This window comes from Haemophilus sputorum CCUG 13788 (genome assembly GCF_000238795.1).
Classification (GTDB): domain Bacteria; phylum Pseudomonadota; class Gammaproteobacteria; order Enterobacterales; family Pasteurellaceae; genus Haemophilus_A; species Haemophilus_A sputorum.
On the sequence record NZ_AFNK01000007.1, the window covers coordinates 222,797 to 249,326 of the forward strand.

At 39.4% G+C, this 26,530-nt stretch carries 23 protein-coding genes; 11 read left to right on the plus strand and 12 right to left on the minus strand.

All coding sequences use genetic code 11. From position 1 onward, the window contains the following. Positions 1–39 precede the first annotated feature (39 nt). The 5 genes from HSP_RS0103045 to HSP_RS0103065 are packed head-to-tail and all read right to left on the minus strand — an operon-like array spanning position 40 to position 5,634. Positions 40–1,074, minus strand: a complete 1,035-nt coding sequence (locus HSP_RS0103045; RefSeq protein ID WP_007524400.1) for a peptide ABC transporter ATP-binding protein — start codon at positions 1,072–1,074, stop codon at positions 40–42. An 18-nt stretch (positions 1,075–1,092) separates the two neighbouring features. After that, the gene (locus HSP_RS0103050) at positions 1,093–1,983 is read right to left on the minus strand and encodes an ABC transporter permease subunit (RefSeq protein WP_007524931.1); all 891 of its coding nucleotides are present in this window, start codon (positions 1,981–1,983) and stop codon (positions 1,093–1,095) included. Further along, positions 1,976–2,935: an ABC transporter permease subunit gene (locus HSP_RS0103055; protein ID WP_007524742.1), complete on the minus strand. Its 960-nt coding sequence runs from the start codon at positions 2,933–2,935 to the stop codon at positions 1,976–1,978. Before HSP_RS0103055 ends, HSP_RS0103050 begins: the two co-directional genes overlap by 8 nt. After that, positions 2,936–4,681, minus strand: coding sequence for an ABC transporter substrate-binding protein (locus HSP_RS0103060; protein ID WP_010128376.1), 1,746 nt, complete (start codon positions 4,679–4,681; stop codon positions 2,936–2,938). It abuts the gene before it with no gap. After that, a complete protein-coding gene (locus tag HSP_RS0103065; protein WP_007524802.1) occupies positions 4,678–5,634 on the minus strand; it encodes a sigma 54-interacting transcriptional regulator in 957 nt (318 codons plus the stop codon). Before HSP_RS0103065 ends, HSP_RS0103060 begins: the two co-directional genes overlap by 4 nt. Before the next feature lie 203 nt (positions 5,635–5,837). Here HSP_RS0103065 and HSP_RS0103070 point away from each other — a divergent pair, with 203 nt between their 5' ends. The 3 genes from HSP_RS0103070 to ispC all read left to right on the plus strand — a co-directional run bounded on the left by HSP_RS0103070 (position 5,838) and on the right by ispC (position 10,062). Further along, a complete protein-coding gene (locus tag HSP_RS0103070) occupies positions 5,838–6,521 on the plus strand; it encodes a 2,3-diphosphoglycerate-dependent phosphoglycerate mutase (protein ID WP_007524166.1) in 684 nt (227 codons plus the stop codon). A gap of 142 nt (positions 6,522–6,663) precedes the next feature. Next, positions 6,664–8,859 (plus strand): GTP diphosphokinase, encoded by a 2,196-nt coding sequence (gene relA, locus HSP_RS0103075; protein ID WP_007525231.1) that lies wholly within the window; start codon positions 6,664–6,666, stop codon positions 8,857–8,859. 12 nt (positions 8,860–8,871) lie between these two features. Beyond that, positions 8,872–10,062 (plus strand): 1-deoxy-D-xylulose-5-phosphate reductoisomerase, encoded by a 1,191-nt coding sequence (gene ispC, locus HSP_RS0103080; RefSeq protein ID WP_007524700.1) that lies wholly within the window; start codon positions 8,872–8,874, stop codon positions 10,060–10,062. 77 nt (positions 10,063–10,139) lie between these two features. On the opposite strand, the gene groL is transcribed toward ispC, so the two are convergent. From groL to secM, 5 genes are all read right to left on the minus strand, one after another. Further along, the gene (gene groL / locus HSP_RS0103085) at positions 10,140–11,780 is read right to left on the minus strand and encodes a chaperonin GroEL (RefSeq protein WP_010128380.1); all 1,641 of its coding nucleotides are present in this window, start codon (positions 11,778–11,780) and stop codon (positions 10,140–10,142) included. A gap of 105 nt (positions 11,781–11,885) precedes the next feature. Continuing rightward, positions 11,886–12,176, minus strand: coding sequence for a co-chaperone GroES (locus HSP_RS0103090; RefSeq protein ID WP_007524905.1), 291 nt, complete (start codon positions 12,174–12,176; stop codon positions 11,886–11,888). A gap of 139 nt (positions 12,177–12,315) precedes the next feature. Next, positions 12,316–12,714: an 8-oxo-dGTP diphosphatase MutT gene (gene mutT, locus HSP_RS0103095; protein WP_007525079.1), complete on the minus strand. Its 399-nt coding sequence runs from the start codon at positions 12,712–12,714 to the stop codon at positions 12,316–12,318. Positions 12,715–12,786: 72 nt separating this feature from the next. Next, positions 12,787–15,519, minus strand: coding sequence for a preprotein translocase subunit SecA (secA, locus tag HSP_RS0103100; RefSeq protein WP_007525503.1), 2,733 nt, complete (start codon positions 15,517–15,519; stop codon positions 12,787–12,789). Between the two features lie 75 nt (positions 15,520–15,594). Then, a complete protein-coding gene (secM, locus tag HSP_RS0103105) occupies positions 15,595–15,909 on the minus strand; it encodes a secA translation cis-regulator SecM (protein WP_007524398.1) in 315 nt (104 codons plus the stop codon). Between the two features lie 104 nt (positions 15,910–16,013). Between secM and HSP_RS0103110 the strand changes: the two genes are divergently transcribed. Beyond that, positions 16,014–16,328 (plus strand): DciA family protein, encoded by a 315-nt coding sequence (locus HSP_RS0103110; protein ID WP_007525510.1) that lies wholly within the window; start codon positions 16,014–16,016, stop codon positions 16,326–16,328. Between the two features lie 11 nt (positions 16,329–16,339). Further along, positions 16,340–16,714 carry a copper resistance protein NlpE gene (locus tag HSP_RS0103115; protein WP_010128383.1) on the plus strand — a complete coding sequence of 125 codons (375 nt, stop codon included), beginning with the start codon at positions 16,340–16,342 and terminating at the stop codon, positions 16,712–16,714. A gap of 29 nt (positions 16,715–16,743) precedes the next feature. On the opposite strand, the gene HSP_RS0103120 is transcribed toward HSP_RS0103115, so the two are convergent. Next, on the minus strand, positions 16,744–17,019 hold the full coding sequence (locus tag HSP_RS0103120; RefSeq protein WP_007525027.1) for a DUF1294 domain-containing protein: 276 nt from the start codon (positions 17,017–17,019) through the stop codon (positions 16,744–16,746). 77 nt (positions 17,020–17,096) lie between these two features. Further along, positions 17,097–18,134 (minus strand): phosphoribosylformylglycinamidine cyclo-ligase, encoded by a 1,038-nt coding sequence (purM, locus tag HSP_RS0103125; RefSeq protein WP_007525247.1) that lies wholly within the window; start codon positions 18,132–18,134, stop codon positions 17,097–17,099. A 224-nt stretch (positions 18,135–18,358) separates the two neighbouring features. On the opposite strand from purM, the gene HSP_RS0103130 reads away from it, so the two are divergent. The 6 genes from HSP_RS0103130 (at position 18,359) to putP (ending at position 26,492) form a co-directional block, all read left to right on the plus strand. Beyond that, the gene (locus HSP_RS0103130; protein WP_007524753.1) at positions 18,359–19,426 is read left to right on the plus strand and encodes a family 20 glycosylhydrolase; all 1,068 of its coding nucleotides are present in this window, start codon (positions 18,359–18,361) and stop codon (positions 19,424–19,426) included. 152 nt (positions 19,427–19,578) lie between these two features. Next, on the plus strand, positions 19,579–20,244 hold the full coding sequence (queC, locus tag HSP_RS0103135) for a 7-cyano-7-deazaguanine synthase QueC (RefSeq protein WP_007525152.1): 666 nt from the start codon (positions 19,579–19,581) through the stop codon (positions 20,242–20,244). Next, entirely contained in the window at positions 20,237–20,671 is a 435-nt protein-coding gene (queD, locus tag HSP_RS0103140) for a 6-carboxytetrahydropterin synthase QueD (protein WP_007524388.1), read from the plus strand. The genes queC and queD overlap by 8 nt, the downstream gene beginning before the upstream one ends. Further along, complete coding sequence (locus HSP_RS0103145; RefSeq protein ID WP_007524606.1) at positions 20,671–21,300, plus strand: 7-carboxy-7-deazaguanine synthase QueE; 630 nt, start codon at positions 20,671–20,673, stop codon at positions 21,298–21,300. Before queD ends, HSP_RS0103145 begins: the two co-directional genes overlap by 1 nt. Positions 21,301–21,535: 235 nt before the next feature. Beyond that, positions 21,536–24,988 (plus strand): bifunctional proline dehydrogenase/L-glutamate gamma-semialdehyde dehydrogenase PutA, encoded by a 3,453-nt coding sequence (gene putA / locus HSP_RS0103150; RefSeq protein WP_007524964.1) that lies wholly within the window; start codon positions 21,536–21,538, stop codon positions 24,986–24,988. Positions 24,989–25,001: 13 nt separating this feature from the next. Further along, positions 25,002–26,492, plus strand: a complete 1,491-nt coding sequence (putP, locus tag HSP_RS0103155; protein ID WP_007524876.1) for a sodium/proline symporter PutP — start codon at positions 25,002–25,004, stop codon at positions 26,490–26,492. Positions 26,493–26,530 lie beyond the last annotated feature (38 nt).

The window sequence follows — 26,530 nt, forward strand, 5'->3', positions numbered from 1 at the left end:
ATTAACAGAGAAAATCACTAAAGCAATAGCCATTTCCCGTTATTCTTGTTTTTCGACAACGATTGGTTCAAATTCCACTTTCTTAGTGCTTCCTGCTTCTTTAAAGTTAATTGGATAGTGGCAAGCAAATTCTTGCTGTTTTAGCTTACGTAAAAGCGGTTTTTGAATACATTTTTTTTGTGCAAATGGACAACGGGGCCCTAATCGGCATCCCATTGGCATTTCTTGCAACATCGGAATTGTGCCCTGTAAAGTATTAAGGGGGCTTTTAAAGCTTAATGGCTGAGAAAAATCCGGAATACTATGCAATAAAATCGAGGTATAAGGATGATAGGCTTGTGTTAATAAAGCCTCTTTACTTCCCGCTTCAACCGTTTGCCCACAATAGAGTACGCTGTACGAATCAACCCAGTTCTGAATGCTACGCATATCATTACTCACTAACAAAATTGAAGTACCAAGATTCTGGTTCATACTTGAAAGTAAGCGATAGATTTGCAACTGTGTAGTCGGTTCCATCGTATTAGTCGGTTCATCTGCGATTAACAAACGGGGTTGGTTTGCAACCGCCATTGCAATCATCACTTTCTGTGCTTCACCTTCCGTAATATCTGCTGGATAAGTATGCATAATATCTTTGTGATCGCGAATCCCCACGCGGTGTAACAATTCAATCGCTCTACGTTTTTTCCAACCAATGCGTTGCCACCATTTGCCCTTAAATTGAATGGCATGAATTAACTGCTTTCCAATGGTTTTACTCGGATCAAGGCTTGATAAAGGATTTTGGAAAATCATAGCAATTTGACTACCAATGACTTTCCGACGTTGATTCGGTGTGAGTTTTAACAATTCAATATCATTAAAGCGAAAACGATCTGCGGTAATAATCCATTCATCTTTCACTACGCCACAAATGACTTTTGCAATTAAACTTTTGCCTGAGCCAGATTCTCCAACTAAACCACAAATTTCTCCTACATCTAGGCTGAGGTTGACTCTATCAACCATTTTAACGCGCCCAGTTGGGGTATTGATCTCAATGCTAAGATGACGAATATCAAGTAATGCCATAATTTATTCCAAGTTCGGTTATGCTGTGTGACGATATTTTTCTAACACACGCACTACTCCCCGACCTAATACGGAGACAATTAAAATGACCAGTGTAATTACCGCACCAGGTACCATCACTGTCCATGGTGCAATATAAATGAGCTCAAAAGCTTCTTTAATCATGCCGCCCCATTCTGGCGTAAGATTCTTTGCCCCTAATGAAATAAAACTTAATGCGGCAATATCAAGCACAGTAAACATCAAAACAGAAGTACTTTCTCTTACGACAACAACAATTAAATTGGGAATGATGACCTCTTTTATCAGCATTTTATTTGTTGCGCCATCTAACTTGAGCGTAATCACATATTCTCGCATCAATTCTGACTGCGTTGCTTGATAAATTCGGTGAATAAAATGCGGTAAGGTTGCAAAAAACACCGCAATCATCGCATTCGGCAAACTAGGCTCCATTAAGCTTGCGATAATAATTGAGCTTAATAACGCTGGCATAAATAAAAGCGTATCAAACAATTGGCCTAACAAACTCAATGATGTAGTTCGATTTAAGCCGACAAAAACACCAATTGCCCCACCAATTATCACCACACAACTCGTAATCAATAGCGCACCGCCAAATGTATAATAAAATCCATATAACACTCGACTGAAAATATCGCGCCCTAAATCATCGGTTCCAAAGAAATGGCTGACCTGCCCTATTTTATCCCAAGAAGGGGGTAATAACTCCAAACCAACAAACTGTTGTTCAGAGGGATAAGGCGAAATAATATGCCCGAAAAACACTAAGAAAAGTAACGCTAAAAATAGATAAAAACTGATTAACGCCACTTTATCTTTACGCATTTGTTGCCAAAATGCCTTGAAATATTGTGTATCGCGAAACTGTTCAGGTTCTTTATACATACCAATCCTTTTTCTTAGCAGGATCAAGCAAAGTTGTCATTAAGCCAGATAATAAGTTGATGCTTAATACGAAAATGCCAATAGCCATTGATGCCGCTGAAATCGCATTATAATCTTGCACCATCAATGCATTGATTAGCCAGCGCCCAATCCCACTAATGCTGAAAATATTTTCAATTAAAATTTCAAACGCAAAAATCACGGTAAAGAGATGCGCAATGAGCGGAACTAAAGCAGGTAAAGTATTGCCTAGTACATGCGTACGCCAAATTTTAAAAGATGACCAACCTCTTGTAAGCGCGACTTTCATATAACTTTGTTTCATGACATAAATTGCACGATTTTGCGTTAAGCGCATCACTTCTAAAGTCGCTGGAATACCTAACACTAAACTCGGTAACGCTAAATGATGAAGCGCACTTTGCATCATTTTCAGTTGATAATCAGATTCTGATAACGAAATATCTACCAGTTTAAAGCCAGTAAGCGGTCGAATTTCATAGATAGGATGCAAATCGCCTACGGCAGCAATTTCCCATTGATTAACTGATGCATAATAAAGCAATAGTGCTGCCAACCAAAACACAGGAAACACAAAGCTAAACGAACCTAGCGTGGTCAGTAATTTTCCCAATGTGGTATGCTGAAATTGTGCCGCGAATAACCCAAGTGGTAACCCTAACACTAATGCTAATAATAAAGCGCTTAAACAAAGCGATAAGGTTGCTGGAAAGACTGCTAGAATTTGCGCAGTTAATGGCTCACCACTAATATAACTAATTCCTAAATCGCCTTGAACAAGCGCAGTGAGATAATAGACATAGCTCGTGACTATATTGCTATCGGCAAAATCATTAAGTGGATCTCGCAATAAAATAACATAGCTAATCAGCGATAAAATGAGCAAAGTAATTGCCGTTAATAATATTTTTCGGATAAATTGCCCTAACATCTATTCATCCTTTTTCGATTGAGTCACTGGTTTATCTGCCAGTGAGAGTTCAGATAATCGAACAAAACCAAATGGTGAAACATTCAATCCATGAACACGCTGGTTGCCTACCACTACGTGATGAGCATGTACTAGTGGCAATATAGGAAGTTGCTGTTCTAACTGATATTGCGTTAAACGTAATAACATATTTTTAGCTAATGGCTCATGGCTTAATGTTGCCAATTTTAACCATTCATCCATCTCTTCATCGCACCAATGCGTTAAGTTCATCACCTCATTTTGCGTTTGGCAAGATAAAATCGGCATTAGGAAACCATTTGGATCGGCATTATTTGCAAGCCACCCAGTAAGCACCATGTCATATTTTGCTGGTTGCGCTAAATAATGTTGCGCAATATAAGCACGCGTCACGGGTAAAATTTCTACTTCAATGCCTACTTTTTGTAAATCAGCACGAATCATCTCCGCCATTTTCATTGGATGCGGGTTAAAAATTCGGCTCTCATCTACTACCCAAAAACGTAATTTAGTTGGCTTTTCCTCTTTTTGTTCTGATTCAGCAGGTAATGTTGGCTGATAGCTATTCAGATTTAATGTTGGATATATCACATTCGGTAACACATTATCTGCCACTTCCGCAAAACCGTAAAAGAGTCGTTGCGCAATTCGAGCACGGTTAATCGCTTTTGCAATTTTTTGGCGAAATTCGACCGCTTGCATGATAGGCGATTGCATATTAAATGCTAAAAACGACAAATTCGCTCCTTCAGCTTGAGCAAATTGCGTTTGAACCTCGCTCATTTGTTGCAACGATAGCACTTGACTCGGCTCTGGATATGCCATCACATCGCATTCATGATTAAGTAGTTTCGCCATTCTGCCCGTGCCGTTGGTTGAAAAGTCCACCACTAAATTAGCAACTTGAGCCGGTTTTCCCCAATAATTAGGATTTGGCGTTAATCGAACATAATCATTGCTTGGATAAGAGGCAAGCTGATAAACGCCCGTACCAACAGGCAAACGGTCTAGCTGTACTAAATTGTCATCCGCATTTAATTGCAATGCATACTCTTTAGAAAGGATTACCGCATATTGACTCGCTAAATGATCCAAAAAATGATTATTGGGCACGGTTAAACGAATTTTCACGGTATGAGAATTTAATGCACTCACCGATTCAATCTGATTTTTTAGCGCCATTTTTTCAAAATAGGCGTAATGCACTGGTGCAGCTTTATTCTGATAAGCCTCACGTTGTAACTGCTCAAAATGGTTATCAGAACGCACCTCATGCGCTAATGCAGGTAACTCTTCCAATCGTCCAATCATTCGATTCAATGAAAAAACAACATCCTCCGCATTTAAACGTCTGCTTGGGGTAAACCATGGCGTTTGATGAAAATGTACATTTTTGCGCAAGTGAAGCACAATTTCCCGTCCATCATCATTCACCTCATAATGTTCTGCAAGCATCGGTTTCAAACGCTGTGTATGAAGATCAAATTCGAATAGTTTGTCATAAATCTGCTCAGTCACCACGCCCAAATTAGTGCCAACATCTGCCTTTTGTGGATTAAATGACAAACCAGAAATACTAGTACAATAAACCAAGCTATTCTCGCGTAATTCTGCTGGAATGCTTGGAGCTGCCTGAGCAAATGACATAACAAACAAGCCCAAACAAGCGGTCAGATTTTTCCAATTTTTTGCAAAATAGGAAAATGAAGAAGCAATTAGACTCATGATTTTCCAATTCCATATTGACGCAATTTGTTGGCAACTGCGGTATGAGAAATCCCCAAACGTTGAGCTAATTTACGAGTGCTTGGATATTCAGCATAAAAACGCGTGAGCAATTCAGCTTCATATTGGTTCATCATTTCTTCTAAAGTGCCTTGTTGCGGAAGTTGAGCTGGCGAAATAGGCGCTTGTTCATTCGGTAAATCTAAATCTTTCACCGACAAACGATAACTATGCGATAAACTACACGCACGATAAATCGCATTATAAAGTTCACGCAAATTACCTCGCCAAGTATATTGCGTTAAGGTTTGGACAAATTCATCATCATATTGCAAAGTTGAAATACCTAATTGCTGGCTGATATTTCTCACAAAATGCGCAACGAGTAACGGAAAATCTGCTTTACGTTCACGTAATGGCGGCAAATTAAGTGTCAGTACATTTAAACGATGAAAGAGATCTTCACGCACTTTCCCTTCGCTCACTAATTGTGAAAGTGGTTTTTGTGAGGTGCAAATTACACGTACATCTACTTTAATTTCGCGATCTTCGCCTACTCGGCGAAAAGAACCATCATTTAAAAAGCGTAGCAATTTTGCTTGCATTTCTAGCGATAATTCTGCAACCGAATCTAACAAAACCGTGCCACCATCAGCATATTCAAAAAAGCCTATATTTTCTTTGCCATTACCGTGATGCCCAAACATTTCTGTTTCAGCCTCATCTGAAGGTAATCCTGCACAATTAACTGCAATAAATTTTTGTGTTGCACGATGGCTTGCTAAATGGCAAGCTTTTGCCAGCAAATCTTTACCGGTACCCGTTTCGCCTTGAATCAACAGTGGCGCATTGAGATCGGCAAATTTTTTTGCTTGTTTAATCACATCCTGCATATTCGCAGATTGCGTGAGAATCTGTTCAAAAGGGGAAGCTGTGGCAACTCGGTTTGGCATAGTTTTTCTCTGGCATAAAAAAGATGCGCTCATGATACTCTGAAAGGTGTATTTTGGAAACTTATCTTTACACACTGAATCAAATTTTTTAGCTCAATTGATTTAAAATAACAAAGTGCTTTCCGTCTATTTCAAAATAGGTAGATTTTTGCTATAAATAGTAACGGTTCCAATTTCAAATTAACTACACAATAGGAGTCCTTATGGAATTAGTCTTTATTCGTCACGGTTTCAGTGAGTGGAATGCTAAAAATTTATTCACCGGTTGGCGCGATGTTAACTTAACCGAGCGTGGTGTAGAAGAAGCAAAATCTGCCGGCCAAAAATTAAAAGAAGCTGGTTATGAATTTGATATCGCTTTCACTTCTGTATTAACCCGTGCAATCAAAACTTGTAATATCGTGCTTGAAGAATCTAACCAATTATGGATTCCACAAGTTAAAAACTGGCGTTTAAACGAACGTCACTACGGTGCGTTACAAGGTTTAGACAAAAAAGCAACTGCTGAGCAATATGGCGATGAACAAGTGCATATTTGGCGCCGTTCTTACGATATTTCTCCTCCAGATTTAGACCCACAAGATCCAAACTCTGCACATAACGACCGCCGTTATGCACATCTTCCAAAAGACATCGTACCAAATGCTGAAAACTTAAAAATCACATTAGAGCGCGTATTGCCATTCTGGGAAGACCAAATCGCACCAGCATTATTATCTGGCGAACGTGTTTTAGTGGTCGCACACGGTAACTCATTACGTGCTTTAGCAAAACACATTATTGGTATTTCTGATGCAGAAATTATGGATTTTGAAATCCCAACTGGTCAGCCGCTTGTGTTAAAACTTGACGACAAATTAAACTTTGTTGAAAAATTTTACCTATAAGCTATAGCAACTTTCTAACCCGGTTTTTACCGGGTTTTTTATTTGAAAAAAGCCCACTTTTTACTCTGATTTAAGCTATAATAATGATAATTCCGCACTGCAAGCGGTCATCTTTTTCACACAATTTGCAAACGGAGGTTTTATGGTTGCGATTCGTCATTCTCACGAACTAAATCCGGCTAATTTTGAATTAGCCAGCTGGAGTGCTTCGCTTGAAATGTCGCCAATTACCTTCGAACAACTTCAATCCGCTTGGCGCTATGCGCAAGAAAAACTTGATATCGAACAGTATGATTTAATGTGGGACGGTATTGAGATGGTAGAAATTTTGCATGGCTTGAATATGGATGATGATTCGCTTGTGGCCGCCATGCTTTTCCCATTGGTTAAAAATCACATTATTGATCTTGCCCAAGTCAAAGAAGATTTTAGCAACCAAGTTAAAAATTTAGTAAAAGGCGTGTTGGAGATGGATAACATCCGCCAACTTTCTGCTAATTCCGCATCAGATCTTCAAATCGACAACATTCGCCGTATGCTGCTTGCGATGGTGGATGATTTCCGTTGTGTGGTCATTAAACTTGCCGAACGGATTAGCTATTTACGCAACACCCATCGCTATACGGAAGAAAACTTAGTATTAGCCGCTAAAGAGTGTTCTCACGTCTATGCCCCACTAGCAAACCGTTTAGGCATCGGGCAGTTAAAATGGGAATTAGAAGATTATTGCTTTCGCATCCTCCACCCTGCTGAATATCGTCAAATCGCTAAATTCGACTTAGCCGAACGCCGCCGTGATCGTGAAAAATATATTGCAAATTTCGTTAGCGATTTAACCGCTTGTTTGCATGAAGGGCTTGATGATGTAGAAGTTTATGGGCGCCCAAAACATATTTATAGTATCTGGAAAAAAATGCAGAAAAAACACCTGCGTTTCGACCAACTTTTCGATATTCGCGCTACCCGTGTATTAGTACCAACACTAGAAGATTGCTACACCGCATTAAGTTTAATTCATACGCACTATAAACACTTACCAGAACATTTTGACGATTACATTGCTCAACCTAAACCAAACGGTTATCAATCTATTCATACCGTTGTTTTAGGAGAAGGTGATAAACCAATCGAAGTACAAATTCGCACCCGAAAAATGCACCAAGATGCCGAACTTGGTGTAGCTGCGCACTGGAAATATAAAGAAGGCGCAAGTGTAGGTCGTTCTGGCTATGAAGAAAAAATTGTTTGGTTACGTAAACTCTTAGCGTGGCAAAATGATATTGCAGATTCGAGCGATATGGTCGATGAAATGCGTTCACAAGTCTTTGATGATCGTGTTTATGTCTTTACGCCAAAAGGTGAGGTTGTTGATCTTCCGAAAAATGCGACTCCGCTAGATTTCGCTTATGCCATTCACAGCGAAATTGGCCATCGTTGTATTGGTGCAAAAGTCGCTGGAAAAATCGTCCCATTCTCTTATCAATTACAAATGGGCGATCAGGTTGAAATTATTACCCAAAAACAACCTAACCCAAGTCGAGACTGGTTAAATCCAAATACAAGCTTTGTTAACACGGCTAAAGCTCGCTCAAAAATTATCGCTTGGTTTAAAAAATTAGATCGGGATAAAAATATTCCAATTGGCCGCGAAGCATTAGAAGCCGAGATGGCAAAATGGGGCTTCAGTCAAAAACAAATCGAGCAATATGCGCTGCCTCGCTATAACTTAAAACAAATTGATGACCTCTATGCAGGCATTGGTGGTGGTGATATTAAATTGCACCAGCTAAGCCATTATCTGCAAAGTAAATTGATTAAACCAACCGCTGAACAAGCAGATGAAGCGGTTTTAAAACAGCTGAACAAACATCAAAATCAAAAAGCGAAAAACGGGCAAATCATTATCGATGGAGTTGGAAATTTAATGCACTCTATCGCCCGTTGTTGCCAACCGATTCCAGGTGATCCTATTGTCGGCTACATTACTCAAGGACGGGGAATTTCAATTCATAAATCCGATTGTGAACAATTGTTTGAACTGCAAAGCAGCAATCCGGAACGAGTGGTTGGCGCACAATGGGGAAGTAATTATACGCAAGGGTTAAGCCTCAGTGTTCGCGTCATTGCGAATGATAGAAATGGTTTATTACGCGATGTTAGTGCTGTTATGGCAAATGAAAAAGTCAATGTGCTTGCGGTTTCTAGCCGTTCAGATACCAAACGTGGCATTGCGACTATTGATATGGAAATCGAACTCAATAACGTGGATATGCTACAAAAAATCTTAACCCGCTTGGCTCAATTAGATGATGTAATTGAGGCTAAACGCGCAAACTAATAAGGAATAAAAATGAAAAAAATTGTCATCTTAGGCTCAACCGGTTCCATTGGAAAAAGCACACTTGCTGTGATTGAACAAAACAAAGCCGATTATGAAATTTTTGCGTTAGTTGGCGGAAAAAATGTGGAAGAAATGGCTGCGCAATGTTTGCTTTTTCAACCTAAATTTGCCGCATTAGATGATGAGTCCGCTGCCGCTGCGCTAAAAGTACAATTAGCCTCTTTTAACATCAAAACAGAAATTGTTGCCGGCAAACAAGCTATTTGCGATTTAAGTGCACATCCTGAAGTGGATATGGTAATGGCCGCTATTGTTGGCGCTGCAGGTTTACTGCCGACCCTCTCAGCGGTAAAAGCAGGAAAAAAAGTATTACTGGCCAATAAAGAATCGTTAGTAACATGCGGTCAGCTTTTTATTGATGAAGCGAAAAAATCTGGCGCACAAATTTTGCCTGTCGATAGTGAACATAACGCCATATTCCAATCACTCCCTGTGGAAGCGCAAAATAAAGTTGGTTTTTGCCCGCTTGCAGAACTCGGTGTCAGCAAAATTATCCTAACTGGTTCTGGTGGGCCATTCCGAACCAAACCTTTAGATGAATTTTCGGCAATTACACCTGCTCAAGCTATTGCGCACCCTAACTGGTCAATGGGTAAAAAAATCTCCGTAGATAGTGCGACCATGATGAATAAAGGTTTGGAATATATTGAAGCACGTTGGTTATTTAATGCATCAGCTGATGAGATGGAAATTATTATTCACCCACAATCGATCATTCATTCAATGGTGCGATATATTGATGGTTCCGTAATCGCACAAATGGGTAATCCAGATATGTGTACACCAATCGCGCACAGCATGGCTTATCCAAATCGTATCAACGCAGGTGTGGCGCCATTAGATTTCTTTAAACTCAAAGAACTCACTTTTATCGAACCTGATTTCGCCCGCTACCCTAATTTAAAATTAGCGATCGATGCTTTTGCTGCCGGACAATATGCAACCACCGCAATGAATGCAGCAAATGAAATCGCAGTTGAAGCTTTCTTAAATGAGCAAATCCGCTTTACTGATATTGCACAAGTTAACCGCCAAGTGGTAGAAAACATTGCGCCGATTCAAATTCGCCAAATCGAAGATGTATTGCATATTGATACATTAGCAAGAGAATTAGCTCAACAAGCGGTCATCAATCTATAATTTTTTACAAATTTTATGGAAAATAGAAAACCCCGATATTTTCAAATATCGGGGTTTCTTTTAAAGGAATGGGGAAATTACATCATTCCGCCCATACCACCCATTCCGCCCATACCGGCAGCTAAGTCTGCTTTTTCTTCTTTTGGCAATTCAGTTACCATACATTCTGTGGTAATCATTAAACCAGCGATAGATGCAGCAAATTGTAATGCAGAGCGAGTCACTTTAGTTGGATCTAAAATACCCATTTCTAACATATCGCCATACTGTTCAGTGCCAGCATTATAACCGTAGTTACCGTTACCTTCTTTCACGTTACGCGCAACTACAGAGGCTTCTTCACCTGCATTGCTAACGATTTGACGTAATGGTGCTTCCATTGCGCGAAGAGCCAATTTGATACCAACATTTTGTTCTTCATTATCGCCTGTTAAGCTTTCTGCAACTTTTGAAGCCGCACGGACTAAAGCCACACCACCACCTGGTACAACGCCTTCTTCTACTGCGGCACGAGTTGCGTGAAGTGCATCATCAACACGGTCTTTTTTCTCTTTCATTTCAACTTCAGTTGCAGCACCAACTTTAATAACAGCAACACCGCCCGCTAATTTTGCTACGCGCTCTTGAAGTTTCTCTTTGTCGTAATCTGAGGTTGAATCTTCAATTTGTTGACGAATTTGTGCTACACGCGCTTTGATTTGTGCTTCATCACCAATACCATCAATAATGGTTGTGTTATCTTTGCTGATAACAACGCGTTTTGCTTGGCCAAGCTCTTCTAACGTTGCTTTTTCAAGCTCCATACCGATTTCTTCTGAAATCACGGTACCTGCAGTTAAAATTGCAATATCTTGTAACATCGCTTTACGGCGGTCACCAAATCCAGGGGCTTTTACAGCAGCCACTTTTACGATACCACGCATAGTGTTAACCACTAAGGTTGCTAATGCTTCGCCTTCAATATCTTCAGCAATAATCAATAATGGTTTACCTGCTTTTGCAACGCCTTCTAACACAGGTAATAATTCACGAATGTTAGAGATTTTTTTATCTACTAATAAAATATATGGGTTTTCTAATTCAACAGTGCCTGCTTCTGGTTTGTTGATGAAATATGGTGATAAATAACCACGGTCAAACTGCATTCCCTCAACTACATCTAAAGCATCTTCTAAGCCAGTACCATCTTCAACGGTAATCACGCCTTCTTTGCCTACTTTTTCCATCGCTTGCGCAATTAACTGACCAACCGTTGAATCTGAGTTTGCAGAAATAGTCCCAACTTGCTCGATCTCTTTTGAAGTTTCACATGGTTTAGAAATCGCTTTTAACTCTTCAACCACTGCTGCTACCGCTTTATCAATACCGCGTTTTAAATCCATTGGGTTCATACCTGCAGCAACTGCACGTAAACCTTCATTAACGATAGCTTGTGCTAATACCGTTGCTGTCGTTGTACCGTCACCGGCAACATCGTTGGCTTTAGAGGCAACCTCTTTCACCATTTGTGCGCCCATATTTTCAAATTTATCTTCTAATTCGATTTCACGCGCTACAGAAACACCGTCTTTAGTAATTGTTGGTGCGCCGTATGCTTTATCTAATACAACATTACGACCTTTTGGACCTAAAGTTACTTTTACTGCATCTGCTAATACATTCACGCCTTTTAACATTTTTACGCGTGCATCATTGCCAAATTTTACATCTTTTGCCATGTTCTGTTCCTTTTCATAAGCGGGGCTTTAGCCCACCAGTAAATGATATATTTATTATTTTAAATATCAGAGCAAGCAATAAAGCTCACTCTACGACTAATAAAATTATTCTACGATAGCTAAGATATCGTTTTCAGAAAGAATCAATAACTCTTCGCCATCAATTTTTTCTGATTTTACGCTATAGCCTTCATTAAAAATGACAACATCACCGACTTTTACTGCTAATGGTTGCACATTGCCATTTTCTAAAATACGCCCTGTACCCACAGCAACGACTTGGCCACGGGTTGATTTGGTTGCCGCTGAACCCGTTAATACGATACCACCAGCAGATTTAGTTTCTACTTCTTCACGTTTTAAAATCACTTTATCGTGTAATGGACGAAGACTCATTGTGTATTTTCCTTCTTGTAAAAATGAATAATGATTCATGCAACATGCATAACGCTCCATAATATAGAGCCTTATTTTTTGATTTCAAGAAAAAGCGGTGAGATTTGTAAAACTTTTTACAAATCTCACCGCTTGTTGCTTAAATTTCAGACTTTAATCGCCTAATCAATTGAGCATTAGCAGGCGGAAACTGGCCTTCATCTAGCTCTGATTGTGCATACCAATCCCCCTCTTGCCCTTCTCGCCCATAAGGCTCATTTACCCACTCTTCAACGAGATAGAAGAAAAACTCAATAATTTTGGTGGGATATTCAAAATGAAAATGTTCATAAGGAAAAGCGCTGAGTACTTGAATCCCAATTTCTTCTTCTAACTCTCTTGCTAGTGCCTCTTCAGGTGTTTCACCTGGATCAACCTTGCCACCGGGGAATTCTAATGCCTGCGCAAAATCTTGCCCCTCTAAACGATGAGTAAGATAAACTTGTCCAAATTCATTGCGGATAATCCCAGCAGAGACTTGTACTACGGGCTTATTCATAAATCTTCCTTAAATAGTAACAAGCGGTCAAATTTCGCAAAATTTTGCAAAAATTTGACCGCTTGAAGTTAATTATGCATAGCGAGCCTTGCTGCCATGACAATGTTTGTATTTTTTGCCTGAACCACAAGGACAAGGGTCATTTCGACTAATATTTAAATCAGCTAATTCTTCATCACTTAATGGTTCGCCATCAGTTTGTTCCGCTGCAACATCAGATTGAACATTTGCATTTGCTTCAGCCGCTGCTTCTGCTTGCGCTAAAGCCTCAGCATATTGACGACGTTCTGCTTCTACTTCTTCTTGGCTACGCACTTGAATACGGCTTAATACACTAATCACGTTAGTTTTTAATACATCAAGCATATGGGTAAACATGGCGAAAGATTCTTTCTTATACTCGTTTTTCGGATCTTTTTGTCCATAACTGCGTAAGTGAATCCCTTTGCGTAAATAATCCATTGCAGATAAATGCTCTTTCCAAAGCTCATCTAATGTTTGTAACACGATGCCTTTTTCAAAATTGCGTAAGGTTTCTGCCCCTACAATTTCTTCTTTTGCTTTATAAGCCTCTTTTGCAATGTTTAAGATACGTTCGCGTAAAGTTTCTTCGTGTAAATCTTTTTCGGTTTCTAACCATTCTTTAATAGGAAGCTTCATGCCAAATTCACGATCTAAGCGTACCTCTAGCCCTTCAACATCCCACATTTCTTCAATCGATTGTGGTGGGATATATTGATCGATAACCGAATTAAACACATCTTCTCGAATAGTTTCGATCATTGAAGAAATATCATCAGCTTCTAATAAATGATTACGTTGTTCGTAAATGACTTTACGTTGTTCATTCGCAACATCATCATATTGTAAGAGATTTTTACGACCATCAAAGTTATGTGCTTCTACTTTCGCTTGTGCTGAAGCAATCACTTTAGTCAGTAATTTTGACTCCATCGCCTCGCCTTCTTCAGTAAAGGCTTTGCGCATCATATTCAGTTTGCCTTCATTGAGGTAAATACGCATTAGCGCATCATCTAATGAAAGATAGAAACGAGAAGAACCTGGGTCACCTTGACGGCCTGAACGACCACGTAACTGGTTGTCAATTCGGCGAGATTCATGGCGTTCCGTACCAATAATATGTAAACCGCCAGCCGCCATCACGATATCGTAACGCGCTTTCCAAGCGGCTTTAATCGCTTCAATTTGCTCTTCGGTCGGATTTTCTAATTTTGCTACTTCAGCTTTCCAGTTACCGCCTAAAACAATATCGGTACCACGACCAGCCATATTAGTTGCAATAGTCACTGCACCCGGTAAACCAGCATCAGCAATAATTTCCGCCTCTTGGGCATGGAATTTTGCATTTAATACATTGTGAGCAATGCCAGCTTTTGTTAAAGCTTCCGATAATAATTCAGATTTTTCAACCGACGCAGTGCCGACTAAAACGGGTTGATTACGCGCGATACAATCCTGAATATCTTTAATCACAGCAGCAAATTTTTCGCCTTCGCTCTTAAACATTAAGTCGGTATGGTCTTTACGTAAAACAGGTTTATTGGTTGGGATTACAACAGTGTTTAAACCATAAATTTGTTGGAATTCAAACGCTTCAGTATCCGCAGTACCTGTCATACCCGCTAATTTTTCATATAAACGGAAATAGTTTTGGTAAGTAATAGAGGCAACAGTTTGGTTTTCCCCTTGAATATTCACACCTTCTTTTGCTTCAATCGCTTGGTGTAAACCTTCCGACCAACGGCGGCCAGCCATCGTACGACCAGTATGCTCATCAATGATTACAATTTCGCCATTTTGTACGATGTAATCTACGTTGACTTCAAACAGTTTATGCGCACGTAATGCCGCATAAACATGGTGTAATAATGCAATACGGCTAGCTTGATATAAGCTTTCGCCTTCTTGCATTAAGCCCATTTGAATAAGTAACTCTTCAACCTTAATCATGCCACGCTCAGTTAAGTGCGCTTGTTTGTTTTTAAGATCTAAAGTGTAATCGCCTTCACCAGTATATTCTTCTGAATCTTCTTTTTCTTGGAAGGTTAATTGCGGAATAATTTTATCTACCGCTTGATAAATTTCTGAAGAATCTTCCGCAGGGCCTGAAATAATTAATGGCGTACGCGCCTCGTCGATTAAGATTGAGTCCACCTCATCGACTAATGCGTAATGTAACTCACGTTGGAAACGCTCGTTTTTATCATGTGCTAAGTTATCGCGTAAGTAGTCAAAACCTAACTCGCTATTGGTTGAATAGGTAATATCTGCTGCATATGCTAAACGTTTTTCAGCAGGAGACATTCCAGGTACGTTCACTCCAACACTTAAACCTAAGAATTCAAATAAAGGACGGTTGGTTTCCGCATCACGGCGCGCAAGGTAATCATTGACGGTAACAACGTGAACGCCTTTGCCTGTTAACGCATTTAAGTAACACGGCAATGTTGCAGTTAAGGTTTTACCTTCACCAGTACGCATTTCAGCGATATTACGGTCGGTTAATACCATACCGCCAATTAGCTGAACATCAAAAGGACGCATACCTAATATACGGCGACTTGCCTCACGCACCGTAGCAAAAGCTTCTGGTAATACTGCACTTAATGCTTCGCCATTCGCTAAGCGTTGTCTAAATTCTTCTGTTTTGCCTTGTAATTCAGCATCTGAAAGTTGTTCGAAACTCGGTTCTAATTTATTGATTTTGGCGACCACTTTACGTAAACGTTTTAAAGTACGATCGTTACTTGAACCAAAAATCGAGGTAAATAATTTTGAAAGCATAAAATTTCCTTAAATAAAATTGTTGATGAATAATTCAATCACGCCTCAAAAATGAAGCGAATAAAGTCAATTTAATTAAGAAAATTGAGGACCTGCGCGGATAGGATGGGCATCATTACCATCAAATTGGTAGGAAAATGCAAAAATTTCTGCAAAAACAACCGCTTGTTGCGGCTCGGCTATTTCTAAGGTTGTACGCTCTGCTAAGAATGCCGACTTGGTTTCTTGAATAATCTCTTTAACTTCATCATAATTGAGATGTTGGCTAATTGCCGTACGTTCATTTTCAACATGACTCACCTGAATGCTAGGTAGGCTGAAAATCGCTAAAATTCCTAATAGGAATTGCGATAAAAAAGGTGCCTTTTGAAATTGTTGAAATAAACTCATCTTGTCTGTTTTTATGAAAAAATTGCGCCAATTATACGTTAAATTCAGGCTAATAGCCAAAATATTAAGGTCAAACAGCGTAAAATCAAGTAATGAAGGATAAAATGCTTAAAAATACATCAATAAAAAATATCACTGAGATTTTACAGAACTCAAGTTTAAGCCGAATTGTCCAACGGGCAAACACATTAAATGATCTGAATCAAAAAATTAAAACTTTATTGCCAGAAAAATACCGTGGGCTTTACCGAGTGGCAAATTTAGTTGATAATCAACTCGTTATGGAGGTAAGAAGTGCAACGGTGCGCCAAGGAATGTTGTTAGAATATACCACTTTACTTTGTGCAATCCAGCGTGATTTCCCGCAAGTTCAAACGATTCAGATTAACTTGAACCCGAATTTTAGTCATACGATATAGAGGAAAAGATGATGAAAAAATTAACTGTAATTGGTTTTTCCGCCCTTTTAGGCGCATGTTCATTATTACCACAAAAAAATGTAGCTGGTACTTATCAAGGTGACTTACCTTGTGCTGATTGTGAAAAAATTCAAGCTGAGTTAATCTTAAATGCAGATAGCACTTATCAGTACAACACGGTTTATTTCAAAAAAGGGAAACAATATCCTTTCCAAGATAAAGGCAAATTCGTTCGTGATGCCAATAAACCAAACATTATCCGTTTAGATGAAAAATCTGGCAATCTCACATTCCAAATCAATGAAAATGATGCCGAAATTTGTGGTATCGATGGTCAAGTGGTTAAAAATAGCAACCACAATTACAAGTTAACGAAAACCAAATAATCTTTTCTGCCCCTTCTTTGAAGGGGTTTTTATTTGAATAACCAATACCCACCTAAAGGCAATACAATAAGCCACAATAAAGCGCTCACAACCACCGCCACATGAAATTGCCAATGTTTTGTTTTATGTCGGCAATACTTCATTCCTAAATAGATGCCGATAAATCCACCAACAAAACAGAAAAATAATAAAGACGATTCCGATGTGCGCCATTCGCCGTTAATGGATTTGCGCTTATCATCATACATCGCATACCAACTGAGCAAATTGAGTAACAATAAATAACCTAAAATAAATAATTTCATTTGGTAAATGCTAAATAAAAAAAGACCGCTTGTAGGCTACCACAAGCGGTCATATTTAGACAAATTTTTACCAAGGTTTAGAGAATTTCAACTTGCTCTGTACCATTGCCTAATGCTTCGATTTTACCAATTACCCATGCGCTTTCGCCAGCTTGGGTTAATAATGATACAGCTTTTTTAGCTTCGGCTGCAGGAACAGCAATCACCATTCCTACACCACAGTTAAAGGTACGATACATTTCATAACGGCTAATGTTGCCTTTTTCTTGCAACCAGCTAAAAATGGCTGGCCACGCCCAAGATTTCTCATCAATGACTGCTTTAGTATTTTCTGGAAGTACACGAGGAATATTTTCCCAGAAACCACCACCTGTTAAATGCGCAATGGCATGAACGTCAGTATTTTCTACTAACTCCAACACAGATTTCACATAAATTTTAGTTGGCGCCAATAAATGTTCACTTAAAGGCTTACCTTCAAGTTGATCTACTGCTGGGTTTGCGCCACTCACTTCTAAGACTTTACGAATCAAAGAATAGCCATTTGAATGCGGGCCACTTGAAGCCAACGCAACTAATACATCCCCTACTTTTACGGCGGAACCATCAATAATTTCGGATTTTTCTACCACACCCACGCAGAATCCAGCGAGGTCATAATCGCCTACATGATACATTCCCGGCATTTCAGCAGTTTCACCACCGACTAATGCGCAACCTGAAATGGCACAACCATCTGCAATACCTTTTACCACATCTGCGGCTACATCCACATCTAATTTTCCGGTTGCATAATAATCTAAGAAAAATAATGGCTCTGCACCCTGTACGACCAAATCATTCACACACATCGCCACCAAATCTTGACCGATGGTATCGTGTTTATTTAAATCAATCGCTAAGCGTAATTTAGTACCCACACCATCTGTGCCAGACACTAAAATCGGCTCTTTATATTTTGTAGGTAAAGCACATAACGCACCAAAACCACCTAAACCGCCCATAACTTCTGGACGACGCGTACGTTTTACATCCGCTTTAATACGTTCAACTAATTCATTACCAGCGTGAATATCAACGCCTGCGTCTTTATAGCTAAGTTGTGTGTTGCTCACGATTAACCTCAAATTTATGATTGCTAAAAATAACTTTCCTAATTATAGCATTAAGCAAACGTTTGCGTGAATAGCAAAATGGAAAATCACTTTCATTTACGAAAATCTTTTACTTTTAGAAAACTTTCTTGTTAATCTGCGTGTCTGTCTTCTCACTGACTGAAATTTAAAATTTGATATTTAACATGAAAAAAATTTTTCTCTTTCTCATTATGAGCATTTCAATGTTACTTACCCCTATTTCACTAGCACAAAACTCAACCAAGCAAAGCGGACTAATGTTAGATATTTCCCGCCGTTTTTATTCCGTAGAAACCATTAAACAATTTATTGATGATATCGCCCAAGCTAACGGTACCTTTTTACATCTGCATTTTGCCGATCATGAAAATTATGCGTTAGAAAGCACCTTCTTAAACCAACGCGCAGAAAATGCGATTGTACAAAATGGTATCTATATCAATCCGAAAACGAATAAACCGTTTTTGACTTATGAACAAATTGATCAAATCATTCGTTATGCCCAAGAAAAACAGATAGAACTCATTCCTGAAGTAGATAGTCCTGCACATATCAAAGGCATTTTAACCTTATTACGTTTAGAAAAAGGCGAGGATTACGTTAACCAAATTGCGCTTAATCAAGATGAACTAAACTTAGATTCACCAGAAAGCCTTACGATGATGAAAACCTTAGTCGATGAGGTTTGTTATATTTTTGGATACAGCGCACAACATTTTCATATTGGTGGAGATGAGTTTAACTATGCTTCTAACTTTATTCGTTATGTGAATGCACTCAATCAGCACATTAACCAAAAGGGCTTAATTACCCGTATGTGGAATGATGGATTATTGCAACAAAACATTGATGAATTAGACAAAAACATTGAAATTACTTACTGGAGTTTTGATGGCGATGCGCAAGAAAAAAACGATATTGTGGAACGCCGAGCAACTCGCATTAGCCTCCCCACACTATTGGATAAAGGTTTTAAAGCACTAAATTACAACTCTTATTACCTTTATTTTATTCCGAAAGATAATGGCAACATTGCAACCGATGCTAAATTTGCTCTCAACGATCTCAAGCAAAATTGGCAGCTGCTACGTTGGGACGGAAACTATGAAACCCAGCCAATTCAACAAGCAGAAAACTTAATTGGCGCAGCATTTTCTATTTGGGGCGAACACGCAGGCAAACTCAGTGATGATGTCATTCATCAAGCAACAAGCCCACTAATTCAGGCAACGATTATTCAAACAAACGCCAAGACAACCGGCCCAAATTAGGCTATAATATCACCTCGCAAGCGGTCAGATTTTTAGAGAAATTTGCAAATTTTTCGAAAAATTTGACCGCTTATTTTCTCTTCATTTTCCGTGGTTCGAGACCTTCCCACGGCTAGTCAATATTTGACTAGAAAACAAAACTAAGGATGTTTATGCAACAAAATAAAAAAGCCGTCGTGATTTTTTCAGGCGGCCAAGACTCTACAACTTGTCTATTTCAGGCTATCGAAGAATTCGGCAAAGAAAATGTCGAAGTAGTGACCTTTCAATACGGACAACGCCACGCCATTGAGCTAGAAAAAGCAGCTTGGATTGCGCAAGATCTCGGCGTTAAACAAACACTTATCGACACTTCTGTTATCAAAGCAATTACGACTAACGCACTGATGCAAGATGGTGCAGAAATTAAACAACAAGGCGATACACCAAATACGTTTGTTGATGGTCGCAATGCTCTGTTTTTACTTTACGCAGCTATTTATGCGAAAGGTCAAGGCATTCAAACGATTTTTACTGGCGTATGTGAAACCGATTTCAGCGGCTACCCGGACTGTCGTGATATATTTGTAAAATCAATGAATGTTACCCTTAATTTAGCAATGGATTATAACTTCAATATCCGCACGCCCTTGATGTATTTAACCAAAAAAGAAACCTGGGCATTAGCAGATAAATTAGGCGCATTTGACTACATTCGTACCCATACTCATACTTGTTATTTAGGCGTTGAAGGCGGTTGTCACACTTGCCCAAGCTGCTTATTGCGCGAAAAAGGCCTCAATGAATACTTAGCGGAAAAAGGAATGGCAAATGTTTAAAATTGCAAAAGAATTCAGTTTCGATATGGCGCACATGCTTGATGGGCATGATGGCAAATGTAAAAACCTACACGGACATACTTATAAACTACAAGTTGAAGTCAGCGGAAAATTAGTGGCTGAGGGCGCTAAACGTGGCATGGTTATGGATTACTCTGATTTAAAAACCATTGTTAAACGTGAAATTTTAGACCCAATGGATCATGCCTACATTTACGATCTAAATAGCGAAAAAGAGAGCAAAATCGCCCGCTTGTTAATCGAATTAGACTCAAAAGTCTATGGTATTCCAAGCCGTTCAACCGCTGAAGAAATGACCAAGTATATGTTTGAAAAATTAACGCAAGTTGGCTTGCCTGTAAGCCTTATTCGTTTGTGGGAAACACCAACCTCTTATTGCGAATATACTGCTGATGAGTCGTTGTAATGAGTTTACCTATTTTTACGACAACGCGCTTTCCCATTGTAGAAATTTTTGAAAGCTTACAAGGCGAAGGATTTAATACAGGCATGCCCGCCATTTTCGTCCGGCTAGGCAAATGTAATTTAGCCTGCCCTTGGTGTGATACCAACTATGAAGAATACGAAAAATGGACTGTCGATACCATTCTTCATCAAGTACAAAGTTATCAGGCTAAGCAGGTCATTATTACTGGTGGCGAACCAACGATGTATGCTAATTTAAACATTTTATTAGATGCACTCAAAGCACAAGGTTACTGGCTGGCCATTGAAACAAACGGGTTGAAATCCGTTCCCTCACAAATTGATTACATTGCCACTAGTCCAAAACGAATGTACCAAGAAAAGTATTTGCGTGAATGTATTCCTTTCGCAAATGAAGTTCGCATTGTGGTGGATGGTGATATTTTCGATTTCTGCGAGCAAATTGAGTCACAAATTCAAGCTGAGCATTACTATCTTTCTCCTTGTGAGCAAGATGGCAAAATGAATCTATTAGAAACAATCACTCAATTAGGTCAATTAAATCTTCGTGCTAATAAACCTAAATGGCAATTAAGCCTTCAAACTCATAAGATTATTGGCATTGAGTAATATTTTATTAACATTTTTCTGAGAAGAATCGGTCGATTCTTCTCAAATTTTCCTTTCTATTTTCTTCAAAAACTAAAAAATATCGCTATTTATTCAGTATTTTCGTGAATTTTACATTATTTTCACACAATTCTGTGAAGTGATTCACAAATTCGAGAAAAAAGCATTTACTTTTCCCTCTGTTGATTTTATGTTCATTAACAATCTTGTAACAAAGCAACAAGGGGTGATTACTATGTCCTTCCAACTTTCTAAAACCTACCGTCCTGAACGCCAACTCATTACCGAAAACTATCGCTTAGATGAGAAAACGGCAGTAGATAACTTGCTTAAAACCTTAGATTTTACCCAAGAACAAGAAAAACGCATTACTGACAATGCGATCAAACTTATTAACAAACTTCGCCATCTTAAACAAAAACAATATGGCGCAGATGCCTTAATGCAAGAATTCTCATTAAGCAGTGAAGAAGGTGTCGCACTAATGTGCTTAGCTGAAGCGCTGTTACGTATTCCTGATGCAGAAACCCGCGATGATTTGATTTATGAAAAATTACGTGATGGTAACTGGAAATCTCACATTGGTAACGCTAACTCATTTTTTATCAACGCAGCTAGTTATGGCTTAGTTTTCGGTAAAAAAATTAGTGAAAATTTAGACGAAAAAAGCCTCGCAAATGCGTTAAGCCGTAGCTTTGCTCGCTTCTCTGCCCCGATTATGCGTACGCTCATTGTAAAATCTATGCAAATCTTAGGGAAACAATTCGTAACTGGCGTTACCATGCAAGAAGCGCTAACGAACATTAAGCCTCGTTATGAAAAAGGCTTTACCTTCTCTTTTGATATGCTTGGTGAAGCAGCCATGACCCAAGCAGATGCAGATCGTTATTTTAATGATTATCTCCATGCCATTGAAAGTGTGGGGAAAGATGCTGCAGGTCGCACTATCTATAATGGTAACAGTGTTTCCGTTAAACTTTCTGCTATCCATCCAAAATATTGGCGTGCGAAATATGATCGTGTTATCGACGAGCTTTATCCGCGCGTAAAAGAACTTTTCTTACTCGCCAAAAAATATAACATCAGCGTAAACATTGATGCAGAAGAAGCTAGTCGCTTAGAGCTATCTCTGGATTTAGTAGAAAAATTACTAGATGAGCCAGAACTCAAAGGTTACAAAGGTATTGGCTATGTTGTTCAAGCCTACTCTAAACGTTGCCCATTTGTGTTGGATTACTTAATCAATCTTGCTCGCGAAAAAGACGGTTATTTAATGATTCGTCTTGTAAAAGGAGCTTATTGGGATAGCGAAGTAAAATGGGCGCAAGCGGATGGCTTAGATGGCTTCCCACTTTATACTCGTAAAAATCACACCGATATCTCCTATATTGCCTCTGCGAAAAAATTACTTGCTGCTCAAGATGTGATCTACCCACAATTTGCGACTCATAACGTACAAACTATGTGTACGATCCACGAATTAGGTCAAGGCAAACAATTTGAATTCCAATGCTTACATGGCATGGGTGAAAGCTTATACGACAACATTGTTGGCAAAGAGAATTTTAATCGCCAAGTCCGTGTTTACGCCCCCGTAGGCACGCACGAGACCTTATTAGCTTACTTAGTTCGCCGTTTATTAGAAAACGGGGCAAACTCATCATTTGTTCATCAATTGGTCGATGAAAATATTCCGGTAGAACAATTAGTGATTCCGCCTTGGAAACTCTATGAGAAATCTAATGGTGAACCGAATAAATTAGTACGCAATCCACTTGAGCTATTTAGTGATCGTAGAAACTCTGCAGGTTTTGATTTAAGCAACGAATTTGAGTTAGCTAAATTAGAACAAGCATTAAACGAAGCACCTATCGAAAATGTGCAATCACTCACGGTGCTGGCTAATGCAGAAAACTTAGCTGCGCATACCGTGGTCAATCCAGCTAATCTGAAAGAGAACTTAGCAGAAGTTGCTTTCTTAAACCCAACTGAAGCACAAGCTGTGTTTAACGCGGCAAATAATGAGACATGGGCAGCACAAAGCGCAACTGAACGAGCAAATGTATTGCGAAAAGCCGCCGATTTATATGAAGAAAACTTCGGCTTATTGATGAAACTTGCCATTGTTGAAGCTGGTAAAACATTACCAAATGCCATTGCAGAACTACGAGAAGCGGTCGATTTTCTCAGATATTATGCAAATCAGCTTGAATATCTCGCAAAAGATCAACACTTGGGTGCACCACGCGGAAAAGTTCTCTGTATTTCGCCTTGGAACTTCCCTTTAGCTATCTTTACTGGACAAGTTGCTGCAAGCCTTGCAGCAGGAAATGCGGTAATTGCCAAACCTGCAGAACAAACTTCTCTTATTGCATATGCAGCAGTAAAACTTTTACACCAAGCAGGCGTACCAAAAGAGGCATTACAATTGGTGCTTGGGGCAGGCGATTTAGGGGCGGCATTAGTACAACAAGCTTTTGATGGCGTTGTGTTCACTGGCTCAACTGAAGTTGCAAAATTGATTGAAAAACGAATTGCACAAGCGGATAACGATCCTGTTTTAATTGCTGAAACTGGTGGACAAAACGTATTAGTATCTGACTCCTCTGCATTACCAGAACAAGTTGTTGCAGACGTTTTAAGCTCTGCATTTGACTCTGCTGGTCAGCGCTGTTCTGCGCTACGTATCTTGTTATTACAAGAAGATGTTGCAGATCATTACTATAAAATGATTACAGAAGCGATTAACGAATTTAGCCTTGGCGACCCGCGTTTACTCTCAACGGATATTGGCCCTGTAATTGATCAAGAAGCGAAACAAAATCTAGAAAATCATAAAGCGAATATGCGGAAAGTCGCTCGTGCTTATGTCGAATTAGAGGCACCAACCAATGGTCATTTTGTCGCACCAGCAGTCTATCTTTTAGATAATCTTAACCAATTACAACGTGAAGTGTTTGGCCCTATCTTACACATCGTGCGTTATAAAAAAGAGAACTTGGTTAACGTACTCAATGAAGTTAATGCGAAAGGTTATGCCCTCACTGGCGGTTGTCATAGCCGTATCCGTAAACAAATGGATTTAGTTGAAAAACACCTCCACTGCGGCAACTTCTACATTAACCGTAATATTGTTGGTGCTGTTGTGGGCGTACAACCATTTGGTGGTCATGGTTTATCTGGTACAGGCCCGAAAGCCGGTGGTGAATTCTATTTGCAACGTTTAACAAAAACAGACCGCTACTACAGCCAATTCGGTGACGAAAACACTCTGGGTAATGCACAACCTGTTTTAGACAGTATTACTGGTGAACGCAACTCTTTAGCTTACTTGCCTTCTGAAGTAGCAATTCTAAATGGCGATTTAGCTACATCAGAAAAAGCTGCAAATAAACTATTGGCAAAAGGCTTTACGATTTTAGTTGAGCCAAGTCATCCATTAGCTAAATCTGGTAAAGCGGGCATACGTGTTGATACTAAATTAGGTCACTGCCAAAAAGGTATCTACTTAGCAGAATTAAGTAAAGAACGACGCCAATGGTTAGCTGAAAACAGCTCAGCTATTTTTAAATGCTATGATTGGCAAACTACCCAAGATATTTTACCGTTATACGATGAGTTCTCTCGCAGTTACAACACCACAGCTGCTGGCGGAAACACCTCGTTAATGTCTTCTGAAGAACATTAAAAAGGAGTGATTTATGCAAATCTACATTACCTTTGGGCTCTATTTGCTCGTTATTTTAGGCATTGGATTATATGCCTACCGTTCCACGCAGAATTTTGACGACTATATTCTAGGTGGTCGCAAAATGGGGAGTTTTGTTACTGCCATGTCTGCTGGTGCATCAGATATGTCCGGCTGGTTATTAATGGGATTACCTGGAGCAATTTTTCTCTCTGGTTTATCCGAAGCTTGGATTGTTGTTGGGTTAACTATTGGGGCTTATTTGAACTATCGTGTTGTTGCTGGCCGCTTGCGTATTTTTACTGAAAAATATAGCAACGCCTTAACGTTACCGGAGTTCTTTGCACAACGTTTTCCTCGTCAGAAAAAAGCACTGAAAATTATCTCTTCAGGTATTATCTTGTTCTTCTTTACCATCTATTGTGCCTCTGGAGTAGTGGCTGGTGCAAAATTATTCCAAAGCCTATTAGGCATGGATTACACTACCGCGCTTTGGTTTGGTGCGATTGCGACCATTAGCTACACCTTTATTGGTGGGTACTTAGCAGTTTCTTGGAGTGATACCATTCAAGCTTCATTGATGATTTTTGCTCTAATTCTTGCGCCTGTGATGGTTATTCTCACGATCAGTTGGGATGATCTCAAAATGGCACTTGAAGCAAAATCTGCTGTAACAGGTATTCCTTATAGTAACTGGTTGCACAACGTTTCTGGTATTGGTGTAGTGTCTGCCTTGGCATGGGGTTTAGGCTACTTCGGTCAACCACATATTTTGGCTCGCTTTATGGCTGCAGACTCTGTTGCTTCTTTAAATAAAGCACGCCAAATAGGTATTACTTGGATGATCCTTTGCTTAGGTGGTGCAGTTGCAGTAGGTTATTTTGGACTAGCTTATTTCACTGAAAGAAATTTAGACCTTACGAATGCAGAAGCGGTATTCATTGAATTATCCAAAGCCATGTTTAACCCTTGGATTGTCGGCATCGTATTATCTGCAATTCTTGCTGCAATTATGAGTACCTTATCTGCGCAATTATTGATGTGTTCTGCGGCTATTACCGAAGATTTCTACAAAGGTTTCTTCCGTAAAAATGCCTCTAGCACAGAGTTAGTTTGGGTTGGTCGCTTAATGGTATTACTTATCTCTGTTATTGCGATTATTATTGCCCAAGATCCAAACTCAAAAGTGATGGGATTAGTTTCCTATGCTTGGGCAGGTTTCGGTGCGGCATTTGGACCAGTTGTGATTCTTTCCCTCTTTAACCGTAACATTAGCTCAAAAGCTGCATTATGGGGAATGCTATCTGGTGCTATCACCGTTGTTGCATGGAGCCCACTCATGCGCTATCTTGGCTGGGACGATTTATCTAAACTATATGAAATTATTCCTGGTTTCTTAGTTTGCTCATTTATTACTGTAACATCATCTGTCTTTGCACCTGTTCATCCAAAAGTGCAGCAACAATTTGATGAAGCCCTAGCAGAATTTGAAACAAGACGCTAACTTCATTTAACAAAAAATCGAGGCAGTTAACTAGCTCG